The following is a 19,464-nucleotide window of genomic DNA, read 5'->3' as shown; positions in this document are numbered from 1 at the left end:
CCATGAGCATGTCGGCCTGGCAGGTCATGCACAGCCTCACCCGCGACGGCAGCGTCGCCGATGCCACGCTGCCGCCGGGCACGGCGCGCCGCGTGCTGTCGTATGCCGCGCCCTTCCGCCGCATCATCGCGGCCTTCCTCGCGCTCGTCGTCCTGGACTCGATCCTCGTCGTGTCGGTGCCGCTGCTGCTGGCCCGGCTGATCGACCACGGCGTGATCCCCAAGGATCGCTCGCTGGTCGTCACGCTCGCATTGATCGTCGCCGGCATCGCCGTCCTCGACCTGTTGGTGTCGGTGTGGTCGCGATGGTATTCCGCCCGCATCGGGGAGGGGCTGATCTATCACCTGCGCACCGAGGTGTTCGCGCACGTGCTGCGTCAGCCGATCGCGTTCTTCACTCGCGCCCAGACCGGAGCGCTCGTCTCGCGGGTCAACAACGACGTCATCGGAGCGCAACAGGCGTTCACCAGCGTGCTGTCCAGCGTCGTGAGCAACGCGGTCTCGCTGACCCTCATCCTGATCGCGATGTTCGCCCTGTCCTGGCAGCTCACGCTCGCCGCACTGATCCTCGTGCCCGTCTTCCTGCTGCCTGCGCGCTGGATGGGCCGACGCCTGGCCGGCTTGACCCACGAGCAGATGTCGCTCAACGCCGAGCTGGGCACGCGGATGACCGAGCGGTTCAACGTCGGTGGCGCGCTGCTCGTCAAACTCTTTGGTGACGTCGGCCGCGAGGACCGGGAGTATGCCGATCGGGCCGCCCGGGTGCGCGACATCGGGGTCAAGATCGCGATGAACCGCACCGTGCTCTTCGTCGCGCTCACCTTCATCGCCTCGCTGGCGACGGCAATGGTCTATGGCGTCGGCGGAGTCATGGCGATCGATGCGAGCTTGACTGTCGGGACGCTGATCGCGCTCGCGGCGCTGCTCGGGCGGCTCTATGGCCCGCTGACGACGCTGAGCAACGTTCGGGTCGACATCATGACCGCCCTGGTGTCGTTCACCCGCGTGTTCGAGATCCTCGACCTTGCCCCGGCGATCGTCGAGGCCCCGGATGCCCGGGCGCTGCCGAGCGGGCCGGTCGCCGTCGAGTTCGACGGGGTTGGCTTCCACTATCCCGGCGCCGACGAGGTCTCGTTGCGCTCGCTCGAGGTCACCGCCAGCGGCGATCGCAAAGCGGGAGCCGAGGTGCTCAGCGACGTGACTTTCCGCGCCGAGCCGGGCGAGCTGATCGCGCTCGTCGGGCCGAGCGGCGCCGGCAAGACGACGATCACCAACCTGGTCGCGCGGCTCTATGACCCCACGTGGGGTACGGTCCGGCTGCAGGGGATCGACGTGCGCGAGGCGACGATCGGCTCGGTCACCGCGGCCGTCGGTGTCGTCACCCAGGAGTCGCACCTCTTCCATGACACGATCCGCGGCAACCTGTTGTTCGCCCGTCCGGAGGCAACCGAGGAGCAGATGCGCGAGGCGATGCGCGCCGCCCAGATCCTCCACCTCGTTGACGCGCTGCCGCAGGGCCTGGACACCGTCGTGGGCGACCGCGGCTATCGCCTCTCCGGTGGTGAGAAGCAGCGCCTGGCGATCGCCCGGCTGCTGCTCAAGGGCCCCGGGCTGCTGGTCCTCGACGAGGCCACCGCCCACCTGGACAGCGAATCCGAGCTCATGGTGCAGCGTGCCCTCGACACCGCCTTGCAGGGCCGCACCGCGATCGTCATCGCCCACCGGCTCTCGACCATCCGGCGCGCCGATCAGATCCTCGTCGTCGACGCCGGCCGGATCGTCGAGCGTGGCCGCCACCGCGACCTGCTTGCCCACGGCGGGCTGTATGCCGATCTCTACCGCACCCAGTTCCTCGATGAGGACGCGCCAGTCGCCGGCTGACCCAGGGGCGGCCAGCCCCGCGGGCTTCGTCCGGTCCGGGCTCCGTCCGGTCAGGCGTCCTCCTCGTCCCAGATCCGCACCTTCTTGGGCTTGGCGGCCGTGGGCGTTTTGGCTGGCGTGGTGGCCTGGTCAGACGCGTCTGCGTCGCGGCCGGCCGCCAATTCGCGCCGCAGGCCAAAGAAGACGAGGACGAAGCCGAGCGGCATACTGACCCACCACTGGTAGGCGTAGGCCTGATGCGGGCCGAGGCTGGTGTCCGGGCGCCCCAGCGGGCGCGGCAGTTGCGGAGCGCTGTTCTGTGGGAGCGGACTGGTGTCCGGGATCGGACCGTCGAGCTGGAGGTAGCCACCAAGCACCGGCCGCCCCACCTGCGCCGCCGCTTCGGCGAGGTCAATGCTCGCCAACTGGCCGGTCGGCAAGGCCTTCCCGCGGGAGCGTTCGCCCCCACGCAGCCAGCCGACGAGGTGTTGCGGCCCGGCCGGGGCGGCCGTGACCGCCGGCAACGTCGCGGCCCCGGCGCCGGAGGGCGAAACCCAGCCACGATCGACAAGGAGCGTCCGGCCGTCGCCGAGATCGAGCGGAGTGAGCACCTCGTATCCGTTGGTCCCATCCAGGGTGCGGTTGCGGACGAGCAGCTCGGGAGCGGCATACGTGCCCTGGACACGGACATGCGTCCACTCGCGCTCGATCGGCATCGGGCCGGCGCCGAGCAGGCCATCGAGGGGGACGGGGTCGGCACGGAGGTGAGCGGCGATCCGGTCGTTGCGGTCGTGCTTGGTCACGTAGCGGCCGTATTGCCAGTGCCCGAGGTGGTAGGCGGCGACGGCGAACAGCGCCGACAGGAGCAGCGCGCCGAGCCAGCGCGGAGTCAGCAGCGCCCGGATCACCTGGTCACGGTACCTGGCTTGCCGCGGCGGGTTTGGGCCGGATCGCCGCGCGAGCCGCGCGAGCGCCGTCTGGCCGCTTAGGCTGGGCGTCGTGACCGACCTGCCCATGCCGAGCGTGCGCCCCGACGCGCCCGCAGATGGGCCGCTGCTCGACACCTTCGGCCGAGTGGCGCGCGACCTGCGGGTCTCGGTCACCGACCGGTGCAATCTGCGGTGCACCTATTGCATGCCGGCGGAGGGCCTGCCCTGGCTGCCCAAGCCGCAGATGCTCACCGATGCCGAGCTGGTCCGGCTCGTCGGCATCCTCGTCGGACTGGGCGTGCGCCAGGTCCGCCTCACCGGCGGCGAGCCATTGCTGCGCCGCTCGCTTGTGGACGTCGTCGCCGGTATCGCGGCACTGACGCCGCGGCCGATGATCGCGATGACGACCAATGGCGTGGGCCTAGACCGGCTGGCGGCCCCGCTGGCCGCCGCCGGGCTCGATCGGGTCAACGTTTCGCTGGACACGATCGACCGCGACGAATTCGTCGCCCTCACCCGCCGCGACCGGCTGGCCGACGTCGAGGCCGGTTTGAAGGCGGCGGCCGACGCCGGGCTGGCGCCGGTCAAGGTCAACGCGGTGGCCATGCGCGGCGTCAACGACGGCGATGTCGCCGACCTGCTCAGCTGGTGCATCGATCGCGGCTACGAGCTGCGGTTCATCGAGCAGATGCCGCTCGATGCGCAGCACACCTGGCGGGCCGGGGCGATGGTCACCGCCGACGAGATCGAGCAGCGCCTGACCGAGCGGTTCACGCTCACCCCGGTCGCGGGCCGCGGCAGCGCCCCGGCCGAGCGCTTCCTGGTCGATGGCGGCCCCGCGAGCGTCGGAATCATCGCCAGCGTCAGCCGGCCGTTTTGCGGCGAGTGCGACCGGGTCCGGCTTACGGCCGATGGGCAACTGCGCAACTGCCTGTTCGCGAACTCCGAGGCCAACCTGCGCGATCCCCTGCGGGCCGGGGCCACCGACGCGGAGATCGTGGCGGTCATCCGCGCCGAGATGTGGCGCAAGGGGGCCGGACACGGTATCGGCACCCCCGGCTTCCATCAGCCCGACCGGCCGATGTCGGCGATCGGCGGATAGCCCTGGCTTGCGCTATCAGGCGGGGCGCTCGCGGTCGACGACATAGCTCGGTGCCACGTCAGCCTCGTGATGAATCAGCGGTACAACCGGGGTGACCGACTGCATGTCGCCGGCCAACCGCGGCCGGACGGCGTTGGCCATGACGACCGCGAAATAGGGCAGGACCACGGCCAGCGCGACCGATGTCCAGCGCATCCACCCCTGCAACGGGACGGCCGCGACAAAACAGATGGTTCGGATGGCCATCGTGACCAGGTAGCGCTTGATCCGGTGCAGTTGCTCGGCTTCGAGACTCTCGTGCGCGGTCGTGACCGACTGAACGGCCCCGGGCTGAACCTTGCGCACGCGTCAAGCGTACGTCGCGATGGCGGGCGCTGACCCCTCTTTGTCCACTAGGTTCGTCCTAGCCGTTCTCGACTGTGCACCATCTCGGCCCAAGGAGGCGTCCCGATGACCGCTCGCAACGTCTTGGTGACCGGCGGAAACCGCGGCATCGGCCTCGCGATCGCCCTGGCGATGCGAGAGGCCGGCCACCATGTCGTGGTCATGTCCCGATCCGGTGAGGCGCCCGACGACCTGCTCGCCGTCGCGGGGGATGTGAGTGACACTGCCTCGGTGGACGCCGCGTTCACGGCAGCCGAGGAGCAGCTGGGCGGGCCCGTCGAAGTAGTCGTCGCGAACGCCGGCATCACCAAGGACGGCCTGTTGATGCGGATGCCGGACGCGGACTTCGACGCGGTCATCGACACGAACCTGGCCGGGGCCTTTCGCTGCGCCCGGCGAGCCAGCACCGGGATGATCAAGAAGCGCTTCGGTCGGCTGATCTTCGTCTCCAGCGTCGTCGGCCTGTATGGCGGGCAGGGCCAGACGAACTACTCGGCGAGCAAGTCCGGCCTGGTCGGCCTGGCCCGCTCGATCACTCGCGAGCTGGGCGGGCGGGGCATCACCGCGAATGTCGTCGCGCCGGGCTTCATCGAGACCGAGATGACTGCCGAGCTGCCCGAGGAACGCCAAAAGGCGTACAAGGCGTCGATCCCGGCCGGACGGTTCGCGACGCCCGCGGAGGTCGCCGCGGCCGTCGTTTTCCTCGCCTCCGACGAAGCGGCATACATCTGCGGCGCCGTCATCCCGGTCGACGGCGGCCTCGGCATGGGGCACTGACCGAACGCGCACGACCTCCTCCGCATACGGCAATGAAAGGAACGGCATGCTCCTGAAGGACAAGACCCTGCTGATCACCGGCGTGTTGATGGACTCATCGATCGCCTTCCATGTGGCGCGGCTCGCGCAGGAGCAGGGAGCCACGGTCATCTTGACCTCCTTCGGCAGAACAATGAAGATCACCCAGACGATCGCCAAGCGCCTGCCGAGCACCCCGCCGGTGATCGAACTCGACGTCGCCAACCAGGACGACCTGAACTCCCTCACCGAGCGCTTGGGCGAGCACACCGACCGCCTCGACGGCGTGTTGCACTCGATCGGCTTTGCTCCGCAGGGCGCCTTCAACTTCCTCGAGTGCGGGTGGGAGGACGTGGCGACGGCCATTCAGATCAGCTCCTTCAGCCTCAAGGCCCTCGGCGTCGCCGCGCTACCGCTGATGGGCGAGGGTGGCTCGATCGTCGGCCTGACCTTCGATGCCCGGTATGCCTGGCCGGTCTATGACTGGATGGGCGTCGCCAAGGCCGCCTTCGAGTCGACCAACCGTTATCTCGCTCGTGACCTCGGGCCGAAGGGCATCCGCTGCAATCTCGTCTCGGCCGGCCCGATCCGCACGACGGCGGCCAAGTCGATTCCCGGCTTCGAGCAGTTCGAGCGGGTCTGGGACGAGCGCGCCCCGCTGGGCTGGAATGTCAGCGACCCCGTGCCGACCGCGCAAGCGTGCGTCATGCTGCTCTCCGATTGGTTCCCCGCGACGACCGGCGAGATGCTGCACGTCGACGGCGGCGTGCACGCCATGGGTCAATAGGCCGTATGCCGGACGTCGTCGCCGAGGAGGTCCGCCTCCTCGAGGGACCTAACCTGTATTTCACCCGGCCCGCCGTCAAGGTCCGGCTCGACCTCGGCTCGTATGCTGCCGCGCCCGCGCCGCAGCTAGAGTCCCTGGCGCGCGTCCTCGGCCTGCGCGCCCGCATCGGGGAACCGGAATCGGCCCAGCGGCAGGCGTTCTTGGCGCGCCTGGTCCCGCACGTCATCCGGTCCGTGGCTCGCGCCGCCGGCACGCAGCGGGTCGGCATCCGGGTGCGGGCGGGGCAACGGCCGGGGGAGTTGACGGTCGCCGCGGTGTGGCGTCGCCGCGGCCGGGCACGGGTCCTGGGCGAGGGGTTGGCGCCACTGCTGCAGGGGTTGCTCGACGGCGCCGATGGCCCAGCAGCGATCGCCGACCTTGGGCGTGCCGTGGCCACGGCCGAGCCGGGAGCGCCGCCTGCGGTGCGCGCCCCGCAGGTCCCGGTCGTCTCCATCACCGGCACCAACGGAAAAACGACGACCACCAGGCTGCTCGCCCACCTGTGCATGACCGCGGGCCGCACGACCGCCTGGAGTTCCACCGACGGGATCGTGGCGATGGGGGAGGTGGTCGAGCCCGGCGACTACTCCGGCCCGGCCGGAGCGCGGGGAGTCCTTGATACCCCTGGGCTCGAGGTCGGCGTGCTCGAGACCGCCCGGGGCGGGCTGCTGTTGCGGGGGATGGGCGTTAGCGCCAACGACGTCAGCGTCGTCACCAATGTCTCGGCCGACCATCTCGGTTTGCAGGGCATCGACACCCTCGACCAACTCGCCGAAGTCAAGGCGATCATCGTCACGGTGACCAAGCCGGACGGCTGGGCCGTGCTGAACGGTGAGGATCCGCGGGTGTGGGCGATGCGGGCACGCACCAAGGCCCGGCCGTGGGCCTTTGCCCTCGACCCGGCGGCGCCCGCGCTGCGGGAGGGAATCAACGGCGGCGGGCGCGGGATCACCGTGATGGACGGGGACATCACCGTGCTGTTGCCGGGCGGGGTCACCGAACGGATCGTCGCGCTCGATCAGGTTCCGGCGGCCCTGGCTGGATTGTCTCGGCACAACACGGCAAACGTCCTCGCCGCAACGGCGGCGGCGCTCGCGCTCGACCTGCCCCGCGAGCAGGTCGTCGCGGGCTTGCGCGACTTCGTCACCGACGACCTGCTGAACCCGGGCCGGATGAACATTTATACGCTGCCGGTCACCGGTGGGGCCGCAACGATCATCCTCGACCTGGCGCACAACGAGGCCGGTCTCGATGCGCTGCTCGATGTCGCCACCGGGTTGCGGCGGCCAGGTGACCGTGTGTTCCTCGCCCTCGGGACGGCGGGCGATCGCACCGACGACATCCTTCTCGCGCTCGGCGAGGTCGCCGGTCAACGGGCCGATCGGGTGGTCATCGCCCACAAGGAGAAGTACCTGCGCGGCCGCTCGCCCGAGGAGTTCCAGACGCTTTTTGGGGCCGGTCTCGCCCGGGCGGGGGTTGCGCAGGTGACCGCCCATGCGAACGAGTTCGCCGCCGCGGCGGCGCTGGCAGCCGTCGCCACCGACGGCGATGTCATCGCGGTGATGACCCATGAGCAGCGGGCGCGGCTCGTCGAGTGGATCACCGAGCGCGGCCGGGCACGCGGACGACGCGAACGGCATCCGGGAAAAGGTCCTTGCCGCGCAAGGAGAACACCGCGACGAGGCGGAGTTTGAGCGGCTCTGGGCGCTCCCGGAGGACGAGCGGCTGGAGCGTGCCGCCGAGCTGCTGACAGGAGCGCCGGACGATCCGCGTGTGCTTTTCGAGGTCGCCGGCGCCCACGATGCGGCCGGCCGCGAAGCCGAGGCGGTCGACCTCTATGAGCGGGCCCTCGCCCGTGGCCTGCGGGAGCCGCACCGCCACCGGGCCCAACTGCAGTTGGCCTCCAGCCTGCGCAACCTCGGGCGCCTCGACTCCGCGGCCACACTGGTCGCGCAGTTGCGTCAGGAGCGGACCGAAAGCGCCGCGGTCTCCGCGTTCGCTGCGCTGATCGCCCTCGACGCAGGGTTAGCCGATCACGCCGTCGCTGACCTAATCGACGCCCTCCTGGCCCGCGCCACCGACGACGACACCCGGCTCTATCGCGCAGCCCTCACCCGGTATGCCGCCGAGCTGCGCGGCGGCTGATCCAACGCGTGCCCGGCCCGGCGCTGTTGGGTGTTCGGCCGACGTGCTAAGTCACTGCTTCCGTTATGGAAGCAGTGACTCGTCTGTGCTTCCATAACGGAAGCAGTGACTCGTCTGTGCTTCCATTTTGGAAGCAGTGACTTAGCTTCCCGCTGAAGCTTCCGCGGCCTTCGCAGCGGCGCCGAAGCCGGCCCGCCCGTAGCGCGGGCGCGTGGAGAGGTTGGATGTTATGCCTCGGGTTCTGGGGTTCCCTCGTCCGCTCGGGATCCGGCCTGGACCGAGTGGGTGATCGACTCCAGTTCGGCCATGACCTTGACGTGCTGGTCGACGCACAGGACGACGATGTCGCCGGGGTTGGCCCGGGCCAGGCAGTGGCGCACGGCGGCGACTTCGTCGAGGACGGTCTCGATCTGGCGCACCCGCCCCCCGCCCGCGGCCTGCGCGGCCCGGGCGCCCTCGACCAGCAACGTGGCAGCCTCCCCGGGCGGGCGGCCCCGCAGCCGGGTGTCCTCGCGGACCACGAGCACGTCGAAGTACTTGGCCGCGGCCGCGCCCAGGTCGCGCAGATCCTGATCGCGCCGGTCGCCGGCGGTGGCGACCATCCCGATCCGGCTGATCTTGCCCCACTCCGAGGTCAGCGCCTTGGCGTCGGCGTAGCGGTCCACGAACTGCCCGAGCACCTCCATTCCGGGGGCGTTGTGGCAGTAGTCGACGAAGACCTCCACACCGCGGACGTTGATCTGGTTCATCCGGCCGGGGGAGAGGTAGTAGCTCGTGGTGAACGTGCGCAGCCCCTGGCGGATGTCGTGCAGCCCGACCCCCGTGGCAAAGGCCGCGCCGGCCGCGGCCATCGCGTTGGCGACGTTGAACATCGCCGTGCCGCCAAAGGTCGACGGGAGCAGGTGAGTCCACGCCAACTGCATCGAGCGGGCACCCTGGCGAATAACGATCATGTCGCCACGGTCGGTCGGCTCGAGCACCACGGCCCGTCCGCCGCGGCGCAGCCGCTGGTCGATAAAGCGCCGCTCGGCGCTGTCCGGCGACTGGATGGAGAACCAGACGATAGCGCCCGAGCAACGGCTGCGCATCGCCCGCACCAGCGGGTCGTCAGCGTTCAACACCGCAAAACCGGCGCGCGGCACCGCTTCCACGACGACAGCCTTGACGTGGGCGAGTTGCTCGAGGGTGTCGATTCCCTTCATCCCGAGGTGATCCGGGGCGACGTTGGTGACCACCGCGACGTCATTGCGGTCATAGCCCAGACCCTCGCGCAGGATCCCGCCGCGCGCGACCTCCATGACGGCGACCTCGACCCGCGGGTTCTGCAGCACCATCCGGGCCGACCGAGGACCGGACGCGTCAGCCTTGATCACCAGCCGCTCGTCGATGACGACGCCGTCGGTGGAGGTCATGCCGACCTTCTTGCCGGTCTCCTTCAGGATGTGCGCGATCATCCGTGCGGTCGTCGTCTTGCCATTGGTCCCGGTCACCGCAACGATCGGCACCCGCGACGGCGCGCCCGGCGGAAACAACAGGTCGACCACCGGCTTGGCGATGAACTGCGGCTCCCCGATCGTCGGGTGAGTGTGCATCCGGAACCCCGGCGCGGCGTTGACCTCACAGATCGCGCCGCCGGTCTCGCGCACGGGTGCGGTGATATCGGGGCAGATGAAGTCGATCCCGGCGACGTCCAACCCGATCATCCGGGCCGCCTCTTCGGCGATCTCGACGTTATCGGGGTGGGCGTCGAACGTCCGGTCGATCGAGATGCCGCCGGTCGACATGTTGCCGGTGAGAGCGAGTTTGACCATCCTCCCCTCGGGCGGCACGTCGTCCATCCCGAAGCCCTGCTCGCGGACCAGTTCCACCGCGGCGCCGTCGACTTTGAGGCGGGTCAACACTTTTTCGTGTCCCACGCCGCGTCGCGGGTCGGCATTGGTGATCGCCACCAATTCCGCGACCGTATGCTGCCCATCGCCGACGACATGGGCCGGGACCCGCTCGGCGATCGCCTGCATTCGCCCACCGACGATCAGGCAGCGATAGTCCTTGCCGGTGACGAAGGACTCGACGATGATCCAGCCGCGCCGCGACTCGGCTTGGGCGACGGCGAAGGCGCCTCGCACCTCGCTCTCGTCCTGCAGGTCGAGGCAAACCCCGCGGCCGTGGTTGCCGTCGAGCGGCTTGACGACGACGGGATAGCCGATCTGCCGGGCGGCGGCGACGGCCCCCTCCACCGTCCGCACCGTCTCCTGCTTGGGCACGGGAAGGCCCGCGGAGGCGAGCAACTTCCCGGTCAGTTCCTTGTCGCTGGCGATGTCGACGGCGAGGGCACCGGTCCTGCTCGTCATCGTGGCCCGGATGCGCTGGGCGTGCACGCCCTGCCCAAGTTGGACGAGCGAGGCCGAGTTGAGCCGGATGAACGGAATGTCGCGGCTGACCGCTTCCTCCAAGATCGCCTGCGTCGAGGGGCCGAACGCGGTCCGCTCGGCCCGGCGCAAGAAGAGGTCGAGCTCCTCGGCGAAGTCGAAGCCCTCCTCGGGCAGGATCAGGTGGTTGATCAGGCGCACCGCCAGCCGTCCGGCGGACAGCCCGACGCCCTCGTCGGCATACCCATAAACGACGTTGTAGACCCCCGGTCGCCCCGTGATCATCCGGGTCTTGCCGCGCCGCTGGTCGTGCCCGGCCTCCTGCTCCAGTTGCAGTGCCACGTGCTCGGCGACATGCCCCAGCCACGTGCCCTCGCGCAGCCTCTCCCCGAAGCCGCCCTCGCGCCCGCGCGAACACGAAGGGCTGGCTACGCCAGGCAGGAGTTCCATTAGCCGGTCCGTGAACCCGGGAATCGTGTCGGTCGGATATCCCTCCAGGACACCGAGATCGACGACCAAGTGGATGGCCGGCTCATAGGACCAGATGTTGCCGCCGCGATAGACCCGCTCGCTGAGGATGCGCAGGTCCGCAGCCAGCGGACCGGCGGGGGTGGGGCGCGAATCGCTCATCGGCTGCTCCGTGTCGGGGGAAAGCGGTCAGGGGACGGGGGGCGTGGATCAGGCGCGGGCGCCGGCTTGGCTGATACCGGCATCCAGGTGCTTCTCGACGAAGTCGACGAGCACCCGCTTGTCCAAGTCGAAAGTCGCGCCCGCCGGGAGGGCGTGGACCACGGCATTCGACACCAGCAGCGGAGCACCGGTGCGCGCGTCCGGGGCGTCGGTGATCGCCGCCCGGCAGTCGAGAATGTGGACACCGCCCCGACCGAGCACCGTCGCCGTGATCCCGTCGACGACCTCCAGCGCGGTGTTCTCGTCGATGCCGATGCCGATCAGGTTGGGGGACATGGCGATCACCGACATCAGCCGGCCATAGCGTTGCCGCTGAGCGAAGTGCTGGTCGATGACCACGCCGGGGAGTAGGCCCAGGCCGTGGCTGAGCTGGCTGGCGCGCTGCCGTGGGGTGACGCCTTCGTCGCCGAGGGCGATCATGAACTCGCTCATGATCGAGGCGCCGGCAGAGGTCCCGCCGATCACCGCGCCCCGACGGTAGGCGCGGTGGATGGCCTCGCCGCTCGGCGTGCCGGCGACGACTTGGCTTAGCCGCAGCTGCGACCCCCCGGTCAGGAAGACGCCGGTGGCTTCATCGAGCCGGGCGACGAGGCGCTCGTCGCTCGCCTCGGACCGGTCGCGGGGGTCGACCACCGCGCACGTGCGGGCGCCCAAGCGAGCGAAGACCTCGGCATACGCGCTGCTGACCTCGTCCTGGAAGGAGGATGCGGTCGGGATGATCGCGATCGTCGCCTGCTTGCCGCCGGCCAGACGCACGAAGCGGCGCAGAATTGAGGACCGGCCGCGTCGGTCCTCGGCTCCGCCGATGATGAGCAGAGTGGGGCGGTGGGCGGGCGCGGCCATTGCGTCAGCCTAGAGGAGCGGGCCACCTATAGACCCGTCAGGGTGCTACCGCGCGCCGGGGTCAAGCACGTCGAGGAGATCGTCCAACCGCGGCCCGGGGAGGGCGACATCGGCGACGCCGACGGCGGCCGGTTTGCCGGCGAAGGCAACCGCCAGGCCGGCGCGCGCCATCATCGCCACGTCGTTGGCGCCGTCGCCGATGGCGACGCAGGCGGCCTCCGGCAACCCCTCGGCGCGAGCGAACTCGCTGAGCGCGAGGGCCTTGGCCGCGCGATCGATGATCGGTCCGGCGAGGTCACCGGTCAACCGGCCGTTCGCGGTGGCAAACCGGTTGGCGCGCACGTGTCGGATGCCATGGGTGGCCGCCAGCGGGTCGATGATCTCGTGGAAGCCTCCGGACACCAACCCGACGGAGTGACCGCGCCGCCGCGCCCACGCCAGCAGCTCGACCACTCCCGGCGTCAGGCTCACCTGCTCGCGGACGGCCGCCAGCGCCTCGATGGGCACGCCTGCCAGGGCCGCCACCCGGGCGCGCAGGCTCGCAGCGAAGTCCAACTCACCGCGCATGGCCGCCGCGGTGATGGCCTCGACCTCGATCTGTGCGCCCGCGTGGGCGGCAACCAGGTCGATGACCTCCTGGCCGATGAACGTCGAGTCGACATCGCTGACGAGCAGCAGGCGAGCGTTCGCGCGCACGGCCGCGACACGCTCAGGTCGGGCGATCAACACGCCTTAACCGTATGCCGCGGGCCGCCCCCCTCGCGCCAGGCGTCGAACCGCGGGGCGATCAGGGCCCGACCACGGCCTCCTTGCCGACGACCGTCAGGCCGGACTCGGTGATCGTGAAGCCCCGGGCCCGGTCTCGTTCGACGTCGAAACCGATGGTGGTCCCCTCGGCGAGCGTGACGCCCTTGTCGATGATCGCCCGGCGCACCTGGCAGCCCCGACCGATTTCGACGCCATCGAGGATGACCGAGTCGGCCACCTCGGTGTAGCTGTGGATCTTGACCGCGGGCCCGATCACCGAGCCGGTCACCCGGGCGCCGGAGATCACCACTCCGGGGGAGACGGCCGAGTTGAGCGCCTCGCCGAACCGGCCGTGGCTGCCGTGGACGAACTTGGCCGGCGGGAAGAACCCGTAATGGGTGTAGATCGGCCACTCGTAGTTGTAGAGGTTGAACACCGGGTGCACCGAGACCAGGTCCATGTGGGCCTCGTAGTAGGAGTCCAAGGTGCCGACGTCGCGCCAGTAGCCGCGGTCGCGGTCGGTGCTGCCGTCGACGTCGTTGTTCTTGAAGTCGTAGACGTAGCCGCGTTCCCGCCTGACGAAGGACGGCACGATATCGCCGCCCATGTCGTGCTTGCTGCCCTCGAGGCTGTGATCGCTGGTGACCGCGTCGACCAGGACGTCGGCGTCAAAGACGTAGTTGCCCATCGACGCGAACACCTCGTGCGGCGCGTCGGGCAGGCCGACGGCGTCGGTCGGCTTCTCCTTGAACTCCTTGATCCGCTTGGGGTCGGCCGGGTCGACCTCGATGACGCCGAACTGGTCGGCCAGCCCGATGGGTTGGCGGATCGCCGAAACGGTCACTCCGGCTTGGGTTTCGACGTGTTGCTCGACCATCTGGCTGAAGTCCATGCGGTAGACGTGGTCGGCCCCGACGACGACGACGATGTCGGGCTTCTCGTCCTTGATCGTGTTCAGCGACTGATAGATCGCGTCGGCGCTGCCGAGATACCAGCTCTTGCCGACCCGCTGCTGGGCGGGGATCGGGGCGACATAGTTGCCGAGCATCGTCGACATCCGCCAGGTCTTGGAGATGTGCCGGTCGAGGCTGTGGGACTTGTACTGGGTCAGCACGACGACCTGCCGGTAGCCGGAGTTGACGATATTGCTCAGCGCGAAGTCGATCAGCCGATAGATGCCGCCGAAGGGCACGGCCGGTTTGGCGCGGTCGGCGGTCAACGGCATCAGCCGCTTGCCCTCCCCACCGGCGAGCACGATCGCGAGAACCTTCGTCCCATTCCTTCTGGCCATACGAGAAAACCTAGTCGCTCGGCGGGCCGCGTGCGAGGGATCCCCGGGGTGTTTGTGTGATCGTCACCCGCACTGGCCGGTGACGGCGCGAGCCACTAGGTTGGGCTTCGTGCGCGTCGACATCCTCAGCAAGGAGTATCCGCCGAACATCTACGGAGGCGCGGGCGTCCACGTCGCCGAACTCGTCCGGGCGCTCCGTGCCCGGGGCGACATGACCGTTCGCGTCCACTGCTTCGGCGAGGCCCGGGAGGAGGCGGACACTTTTGGGTATGGCGATCTGGCCCAGCTTTCCGGCGCCAACGCCGCCATCCAGACGATGGGCATCGACCTGTCGATGGTCGCCGGCACCGACGGCGCCGACCTGGTGCATTCGCACACCTGGTATGCCAACTTCGGTGGGCTGGTCGCCAGCCTGCTCGGCGGGATGCCGCACGTCATCACCGCTCACAGCCTGGAGCCGCTGCGCCCGTGGAAGGCCGAGCAGCTCGGCGGCGGCTACCGCGTCTCCTCGTGGGTGGAGAAGACGGCATACGAAGCGGCGGCGGCGGTGATCGCGGTCAGCGAGGGCATGCGCCAGGACGTGCTGCGCAGCTATCCGTCGATCGACCCGGCCAACGTCAAGGTCGTCCACAACGGCATCGACTCCCAGATTTGGCAGCCCAACCACGACCTCGACGCGGTCCGCTCACACGGGGTCGACCCGGACAAGCCGGCAGTTATCTTCGTCGGCCGGATCACCCGCCAAAAGGGCCTGCCCTATCTGCTGCGCGCCTGCCAGCAGCTGCCGCCGGACGTCCAGGTCGTGCTGCTCGCCGGCGCCCCAGATACCCCGGAAATCATGGCCGAGGTCGAGGGCTTGATGCAGGAGCTGCGCACGACCCGCCAGGGCGTTGTCTGGATCCCCGAGATGCTCCCGCGACGGCAGGTCACCGCGATGCTGACGGCGGCAACGGTTTTCGTCTGCCCGTCGGTTTATGAGCCGCTCGGCATCGTCAACCTCGAAGCGATGGCCTGCGAGCTGCCGGTGGTGGCGACCGCGACGGGCGGCATCCCCGAGGTCGTGATGGACGGCGAAACCGGCTGGCTGGTGCCGATCGAGCAGGTCCAGGACGGCACCGGCACCCCGGTCGACCCCGACACATTCGTCGCCGATCTGGCCGCCGCCCTCAACGAGGCGGTCAGCAACCGCGAGAGGGCCCGCGCCTTCGGCCTGGCCGGCCGCGTCCGCGCCGTCGACTCCTTCTCGTGGGCAAGCATCGGCGACCGCACGCTCGCCGTCTATCGCGAGGTCCTCGGCGCCTGAGCGAGCGGAGCGTCGCCGCGGCCGCCCAGGAGCTACGGCGCGTCCAGCACGAGCACGAGGGAGGCGCGGGAAGCGTCATACGAGCGCTGTTTGCCGGCCGGCAGGTCGGAGACCGAGCCGGGGACGAACCCGTGCTCGAGGAACCAGTGCGGGGTGCGGGTGGTGAGGGCGAAGAGCCTGCGGTAGCCGCGGGCGCGAGCGGTGGCGCGGGCGCGCCGCAGCAGCACGGCGGCCAGGTCGCGACGGCGATAGTCGGGGTGCACGACGACGCAGGCGAACTCCGCGGCCTTCTCGGCGGGGAAGTCGACCAGCGCATTGCAAGCGATGACCAGGCCGTCACGGACGATGACCGAAAAGGTCGCGATGTCCAGCTCGAGCTGCTCGCGAGAACGCGGCCGCAGGATGCCGGCCTGCTCCAGCGGCTGGATCAGCTCCGCGATCGCGGTCGCGTCCTCGACTCGGGCAGGGCGGATCGAGTCGTAGTCGTCGTCCCGCACGATCATCAACCCGCACCCGTCGCGGGTATACAGCTCGCGCAGCAACGGCGAGTGTCCCTCGGTGCCGATCAGGTGCACGCGGCGCACCCCGGAGCGCACCGCGGCGACCCCGGCGCGCAGGCAGTTGCGGTCCTCCGCGGACAGGCTCTCGCCGAACTCGCCGCGCAGCGGCGCCACCTCGCGCACCGACAACTGCAGCGAATCGCCGGCGGACGCGGCCAGCGGCCAGGAGCGGGGCTCGGATTCCAGGACAAAGATCAGCTTGTCCGCGCCGAGCCCGATGGCCACGGCCTCGGCAATGTCGGCGTTGCGCAGGTTGAAGGTTTCGCCGGTGGGGGAGTATCCGATCGGGGAGAGCAGGACGACCTGGCCGCTGGCCAGCGCACCGCGGATTTGGGCGATGTCGACTCGGCGCACCTCGCCGGTCAGGCCGTGATCGACGCCACCGCGCACCCCCACCGGGCGGGCGGTCACCCAGGTCCCGCCGACGACGCGCAACTGCGTCTCCTGCCGCACGGTCAGGCTGCGGCTGGCCGACAGCCGCGCCTCCAGATCCATCCGCAGATCTCCGACGGCCGCCTTGACCGCCCGCATCGCCGCCGCGTCGGTGACCCGCAGGTCGCCCTCAAAACGGCTCGGCACGCCCTGCAGGCGCAAGTGCTCCTCGATCTGCGGGCGCGCGCCGTGAACCAGAACCAGCCGCACGCCGAGGGAGTGCAGCAACGCGATGTCGCCGATCAGCCGGTCGGTGTCGGCGCGGGCGCACACTTCACCGGGCACGACGATGACGACGGTCTTGCCGTGGTGGGCGTGCACATACGGTGCGGCGCCGCGCAACGCGGCGACGAACGTCTCGCCGTCCACCGGCGCCAAGCCGCTGCCGCGCAGCGCATCGTGGGTCACGAGGACACCGGTTGAAGGGTCACGGTTCCCGACTCTAACCGGCCCGCCGGGAGCGCTTCGCTGCCCGGCCCGAGAACTGGTGTGTACTACTGTCGAGACCATGAGTGATGTCCTGGCGTTCGCCGGCGTCAGCGTGGTGCGCGGGGGCAAATACCTCGTCAAGGAGATCGACTGGGAGGTCGAGGAAGGCCAGCGCTGGGTCGTGCTGGGCCCCAACGGCGCCGGCAAGACGACGCTGATCCAGATCGCGGCCGGCCGGCTGCACCCGACCAGCGGCGTGGCCGGAGTCCTCGGTGAGGTCCTCGGCGCCGTCGACGTCTTCGAGTTGCGTCCCCGTGTCGGGCTGGCGTCGGCGTCGCTGGCCGAGCGCATCCCGGGCCACGAGCGCGTCCGCGATGTCGTCGTCACCGCCTCGTATGGCGTGGTCGGTCGCTGGCGGGAGAGTTATGACCGCCTCGATCAGTCGCGAGCGGCGGAGTTGCTCGCCGCTGTCGGCGCCGCGCACCTCGCCGAGCGCACCTTCGGGACCCTTTCCGAAGGGGAGCGCAAGCGGGTGCAGATCGCTCGCGCCCTGATGAGCGATCCCGAGCTGTTGTTGCTCGACGAGCCCGGCGCGGGTCTGGACTTGGCGGGCAGGGAGGACGTCGTCGCCCGGCTCGGCGCCCTGGCCGCCGATCTCGAGGCACCCGCCCTGGTGCTGATCACCCACCACGTCGAGGAGATCCCTCCGAATTTCACCGACGTGCTGCTGCTGCGCGATGGCGAAGTCGTGGCCCAAGGGCCGATCGAGATCACGCTGACCGCGGCCAATCTGTCGACAACATTCGGTATGCCGCTGCACCTGGACCGGCATGGTGACCGGTTCAGCGCGTGGGCGGCCGCGGTGACGGAGTCCGGAACTCCTGCGGCCGCAGCGGCGTCATAACCAGGAAGAACAGGGAGGATAAGCCCGGCGATGAGGGAGTGGCTGAGCGACAACGAGTGGCTGGCCTGGCTCGGCCTGGCGCTGGCCCTGGCCGCCGTGGAAGTGGCCACCGTCGACTTCGTGTTCGTCATGCTGGCGGGCGGGGCGCTTGCCGGCGCGTTGGCCGCCTCGCTGGGAGCAGCCTTCCCCGCCCAGGTGATCATCGCCGTGATCGTCGGCGCGCTGCTCGTCTTCGTCGTGCGGCCGATGGCCCGCTCGCGCTTCCTGGACACCGTGACCGATCACGGCATCGGCAGCGCCTCCCTGGTCGGGCGCAGCGCCCGGGTGGTCGAGTCGGTGACCTCGACCGACGGGCGGATCAAGCTGGCCGGCGACATTTGGTCGGCACGCACCGCTGCCGGCGAGCGGGTGTGCGAGCCCGGTGAAGAGGTCCGGGTCATCGAGATCCAGGGGGCCACCGCCATCGTCAGCGGCGCCCCCACCATCCCCCAAGACGCACTCGAATAGGGTGCGGCACAAGCACATAGGTGCCGAATCGGCATACCGAAGGAGCGAACCCACATGACGCCAGGGCTGATCGTCCTTGCCCTGCTGGTGATCTTTGCGATCATCGTCATCATCCGCACAGTGCGGATCGTGCCGCAGCAGACCTCGCTGATCATCGAGCGGCTCGGCCGCTATTCACGCAGCCTCGAGGGCGGCATCCACTTCCTGGTGCCCTTCGTCGACAAGGTGCGCGCCAATATCGACCTGCGCGAGCAGGTCGTCTCCTTCCCGCCGCAGCCGGTGATCACCTCCGACAACCTCGTCGTGAACATCGACACCGTCATCTACTACTCGGTCATCGACGCGAAGTCCGCGGTCTATGAGATCGCCAACTTCATCCAGGGCATCGAGCAGCTGACCGTCACCACGCTGCGCAACGTCATCGGATCCCTCGACCTCGAGCAGACCTTGACCTCGCGCGACCAGATCAACGGCCAGCTGCGCGGCGTCCTCGATGAGGCGACCGGCAAGTGGGGAATCCGGGTCAACCGCGTCGAGCTGAAGGCAATCGACCCGCCGATGTCGGTGCAGGAGTCGATGGAAAAGCAGATGAAGGCCGAGCGGGACCGCCGCGCCGCGATCCTTAACGCCGAAGGCGTCAAGGCCAGCCAGATCCTCACCGCCGAGGGCGAGAAGCAGTCGGCAATCCTGCGGGCCGAGGGCTCGGCCCAGGCGCGCATCCTGGAGGCTCAGGGGCAAGCCAGGGCGATCCAGCAGGTCTTCGACGCCATCCACCGCGGCAAGCCGACCCAGAAGCTGCTCGCCTACCAATACCTCCAGACCCTCCCGCAGCTCGCCCGGGGCGATGCGAACAAGATGTGGATCATCCCCTCCGAGCTGACCGACGCGCTGCGCGGGATCGGCAACACCCTCGGCGGGACCGGGGGCGGCGCCACCCCCTCCGAAGAGGACGACGAATGGGTCGAGCCGACCGAGGAGTTGGCCAACGCCTTCGCCGAGACGACCTTGGAGGACCCGGCCAAGGCGCTGGAAGAAGCCCGTGGACAGGCCGGTCAGGCCGAGAACGAGGCCAATCAGCGATCGATCTCCGGGCGCGAGGAGCGCTCGATCACCGGGCGCGAGGAGCGGCCGACGTTGGCTGCCGCGCCCCGCCGCGCCGAACTTCAGGTGGAGGTTGACCCGCAGCCCGGCGCCGAGGGCGAGGCCGCGCTCGAACCAGAGGAGCGCACCCAGGCCCAGCCGTCCCCGGCGCTCGCGCCCCCTCCGCCTCCCGCCGGCGGGGCCTCGCCGACGCCCCAGGGCCAACCGTTCCCGCCGGCGAACTACCCGCCCCCGCCGTCGGCGTAGCG

The 19,464-nt window shown here is 69.8% G+C and carries 17 protein-coding genes; 10 read left to right on the top strand and 7 right to left on the bottom strand.

Annotation, left to right across the window (positions count from 1 at the left end; genetic code table 11):
* Positions 1-2 precede the first annotated feature (2 nt).
* Positions 3-1,880 (top strand): ABC transporter ATP-binding protein, encoded by a 1,878-nt coding sequence (locus V9G19_RS07330; protein WP_462284811.1) that lies wholly within the window; start codon positions 3-5, stop codon positions 1,878-1,880.
* Positions 1,881-1,930: 50 nt separating this feature from the next.
* Here V9G19_RS07330 and V9G19_RS07325 read toward each other — a convergent pair whose 3' ends face one another.
* On the bottom strand, positions 1,931-2,767 hold the full coding sequence (locus V9G19_RS07325) for an SURF1 family cytochrome oxidase biogenesis protein (RefSeq protein ID WP_462284810.1): 837 nt from the start codon (positions 2,765-2,767) through the stop codon (positions 1,931-1,933).
* A 106-nt stretch (positions 2,768-2,873) separates the two neighbouring features.
* On the opposite strand from V9G19_RS07325, the gene moaA reads away from it, so the two are divergent.
* The gene (moaA, locus tag V9G19_RS07320; RefSeq protein WP_462285045.1) at positions 2,874-3,890 is read left to right on the top strand and encodes a GTP 3',8-cyclase MoaA; all 1,017 of its coding nucleotides are present in this window, start codon (positions 2,874-2,876) and stop codon (positions 3,888-3,890) included.
* A 15-nt stretch (positions 3,891-3,905) separates the two neighbouring features.
* Here the strand turns inward: moaA and V9G19_RS07315 are convergent, their stop codons facing one another.
* Positions 3,906-4,235: a DUF3099 domain-containing protein gene (locus tag V9G19_RS07315; protein WP_462284809.1), complete on the bottom strand. Its 330-nt coding sequence runs from the start codon at positions 4,233-4,235 to the stop codon at positions 3,906-3,908.
* A 105-nt stretch (positions 4,236-4,340) separates the two neighbouring features.
* On the opposite strand from V9G19_RS07315, the gene fabG reads away from it, so the two are divergent.
* From fabG to V9G19_RS07295, 4 genes are all read left to right on the top strand, one after another.
* Complete coding sequence (gene fabG, locus V9G19_RS07310) at positions 4,341-5,051, top strand: 3-oxoacyl-ACP reductase FabG (RefSeq protein ID WP_462284808.1); 711 nt, start codon at positions 4,341-4,343, stop codon at positions 5,049-5,051.
* Between the two features lie 46 nt (positions 5,052-5,097).
* Positions 5,098-5,856 (top strand): enoyl-ACP reductase FabI, encoded by a 759-nt coding sequence (gene fabI / locus V9G19_RS07305; RefSeq protein ID WP_462284807.1) that lies wholly within the window; start codon positions 5,098-5,100, stop codon positions 5,854-5,856.
* A gap of 5 nt (positions 5,857-5,861) precedes the next feature.
* Positions 5,862-7,589, top strand: a complete 1,728-nt coding sequence (locus V9G19_RS07300) for a Mur ligase family protein (protein WP_462284806.1) — start codon at positions 5,862-5,864, stop codon at positions 7,587-7,589.
* Positions 7,590-7,668: 79 nt separating this feature from the next.
* Complete coding sequence (locus V9G19_RS07295) at positions 7,669-8,040, top strand: tetratricopeptide repeat protein (protein ID WP_462284805.1); 372 nt, start codon at positions 7,669-7,671, stop codon at positions 8,038-8,040.
* A 227-nt stretch (positions 8,041-8,267) separates the two neighbouring features.
* On the opposite strand, the gene cphA is transcribed toward V9G19_RS07295, so the two are convergent.
* Genes cphA through glgC form a run of 4 tightly spaced genes read right to left on the bottom strand, consistent with a single transcriptional unit; the run spans position 8,268 to position 13,980 of the window.
* Positions 8,268-11,039: a cyanophycin synthetase gene (gene cphA, locus V9G19_RS07290; protein ID WP_462284804.1), complete on the bottom strand. Its 2,772-nt coding sequence runs from the start codon at positions 11,037-11,039 to the stop codon at positions 8,268-8,270.
* 48 nt (positions 11,040-11,087) lie between these two features.
* The gene (locus tag V9G19_RS07285) at positions 11,088-11,942 is read right to left on the bottom strand and encodes a cyanophycinase (protein ID WP_462284803.1); all 855 of its coding nucleotides are present in this window, start codon (positions 11,940-11,942) and stop codon (positions 11,088-11,090) included.
* Positions 11,943-11,987: 45 nt separating this feature from the next.
* Positions 11,988-12,671 carry a phosphoserine phosphatase SerB gene (gene serB, locus V9G19_RS07280; protein ID WP_462284802.1) on the bottom strand — a complete coding sequence of 228 codons (684 nt, stop codon included), beginning with the start codon at positions 12,669-12,671 and terminating at the stop codon, positions 11,988-11,990.
* Positions 12,672-12,729: 58 nt separating this feature from the next.
* Positions 12,730-13,980: a glucose-1-phosphate adenylyltransferase gene (gene glgC / locus V9G19_RS07275; RefSeq protein ID WP_462284801.1), complete on the bottom strand. Its 1,251-nt coding sequence runs from the start codon at positions 13,978-13,980 to the stop codon at positions 12,730-12,732.
* Positions 13,981-14,089: 109 nt separating this feature from the next.
* Here glgC and glgA point away from each other — a divergent pair, with 109 nt between their 5' ends.
* Positions 14,090-15,283, top strand: coding sequence for a glycogen synthase (glgA, locus tag V9G19_RS07270; protein ID WP_462284800.1), 1,194 nt, complete (start codon positions 14,090-14,092; stop codon positions 15,281-15,283).
* 32 nt (positions 15,284-15,315) lie between these two features.
* Here the strand turns inward: glgA and argA are convergent, their stop codons facing one another.
* Positions 15,316-16,683: an amino-acid N-acetyltransferase gene (argA, locus tag V9G19_RS07265; protein ID WP_462284799.1), complete on the bottom strand. Its 1,368-nt coding sequence runs from the start codon at positions 16,681-16,683 to the stop codon at positions 15,316-15,318.
* A gap of 100 nt (positions 16,684-16,783) precedes the next feature.
* Here argA and V9G19_RS07260 point away from each other — a divergent pair, with 100 nt between their 5' ends.
* The 3 genes from V9G19_RS07260 to V9G19_RS07250 are packed head-to-tail and all read left to right on the top strand — an operon-like array spanning position 16,784 to position 19,462.
* Positions 16,784-17,608, top strand: a complete 825-nt coding sequence (locus V9G19_RS07260) for an ABC transporter ATP-binding protein (RefSeq protein WP_462284798.1) — start codon at positions 16,784-16,786, stop codon at positions 17,606-17,608.
* A gap of 30 nt (positions 17,609-17,638) precedes the next feature.
* The gene (locus tag V9G19_RS07255) at positions 17,639-18,115 is read left to right on the top strand and encodes an NfeD family protein (RefSeq protein ID WP_462284797.1); all 477 of its coding nucleotides are present in this window, start codon (positions 17,639-17,641) and stop codon (positions 18,113-18,115) included.
* A gap of 54 nt (positions 18,116-18,169) precedes the next feature.
* The gene (locus V9G19_RS07250; RefSeq protein WP_462284796.1) at positions 18,170-19,462 is read left to right on the top strand and encodes an SPFH domain-containing protein; all 1,293 of its coding nucleotides are present in this window, start codon (positions 18,170-18,172) and stop codon (positions 19,460-19,462) included.
* Positions 19,463-19,464: the final 2 nt, after the last annotated feature.

It is taken from the genome of Nostocoides sp., assembly GCF_037045025.1.
Taxonomy (GTDB): domain Bacteria; phylum Actinomycetota; class Actinomycetes; order Actinomycetales; family Dermatophilaceae; genus Nostocoides_A.
The sequence above is the reverse complement of the archived record's forward strand: the minus strand, read 5'-3'. Positions and strand labels throughout refer to the sequence as shown.

Excerpts from the sequence above, each read along its gene's own strand:
- V9G19_RS07330 (WP_462284811.1), top strand. The coding sequence starts at position 3 with ATGAGCATGTCGGCCTGGCAGGTCATGCACAGCCTCACCCGCGACGGC.
- fabI (WP_462284807.1), top strand. The coding sequence starts at position 5,098 with ATGCTCCTGAAGGACAAGACCCTGCTGATCACCGGCGTGTTGATGGAC.
- V9G19_RS07250 (WP_462284796.1), top strand. The coding sequence starts at position 18,170 with ATGACGCCAGGGCTGATCGTCCTTGCCCTGCTGGTGATCTTTGCGATC.
- V9G19_RS07300 (WP_462284806.1), top strand. The coding sequence starts at position 5,862 with ATGCCGGACGTCGTCGCCGAGGAGGTCCGCCTCCTCGAGGGACCTAAC.
- moaA (WP_462285045.1), top strand. The coding sequence starts at position 2,874 with ATGCCGAGCGTGCGCCCCGACGCGCCCGCAGATGGGCCGCTGCTCGAC.
- V9G19_RS07285 (WP_462284803.1), bottom strand. The coding sequence starts at position 11,942 with ATGGCCGCGCCCGCCCACCGCCCCACTCTGCTCATCATCGGCGGAGCC.
- V9G19_RS07260 (WP_462284798.1), top strand. The coding sequence starts at position 16,784 with ATGAGTGATGTCCTGGCGTTCGCCGGCGTCAGCGTGGTGCGCGGGGGC.
- fabG (WP_462284808.1), top strand. The coding sequence starts at position 4,341 with ATGACCGCTCGCAACGTCTTGGTGACCGGCGGAAACCGCGGCATCGGC.
- V9G19_RS07255 (WP_462284797.1), top strand. The coding sequence starts at position 17,639 with ATGAGGGAGTGGCTGAGCGACAACGAGTGGCTGGCCTGGCTCGGCCTG.
- glgC (WP_462284801.1), bottom strand. The coding sequence starts at position 13,980 with ATGGCCAGAAGGAATGGGACGAAGGTTCTCGCGATCGTGCTCGCCGGT.
- cphA (WP_462284804.1), bottom strand. The coding sequence starts at position 11,039 with ATGAGCGATTCGCGCCCCACCCCCGCCGGTCCGCTGGCTGCGGACCTG.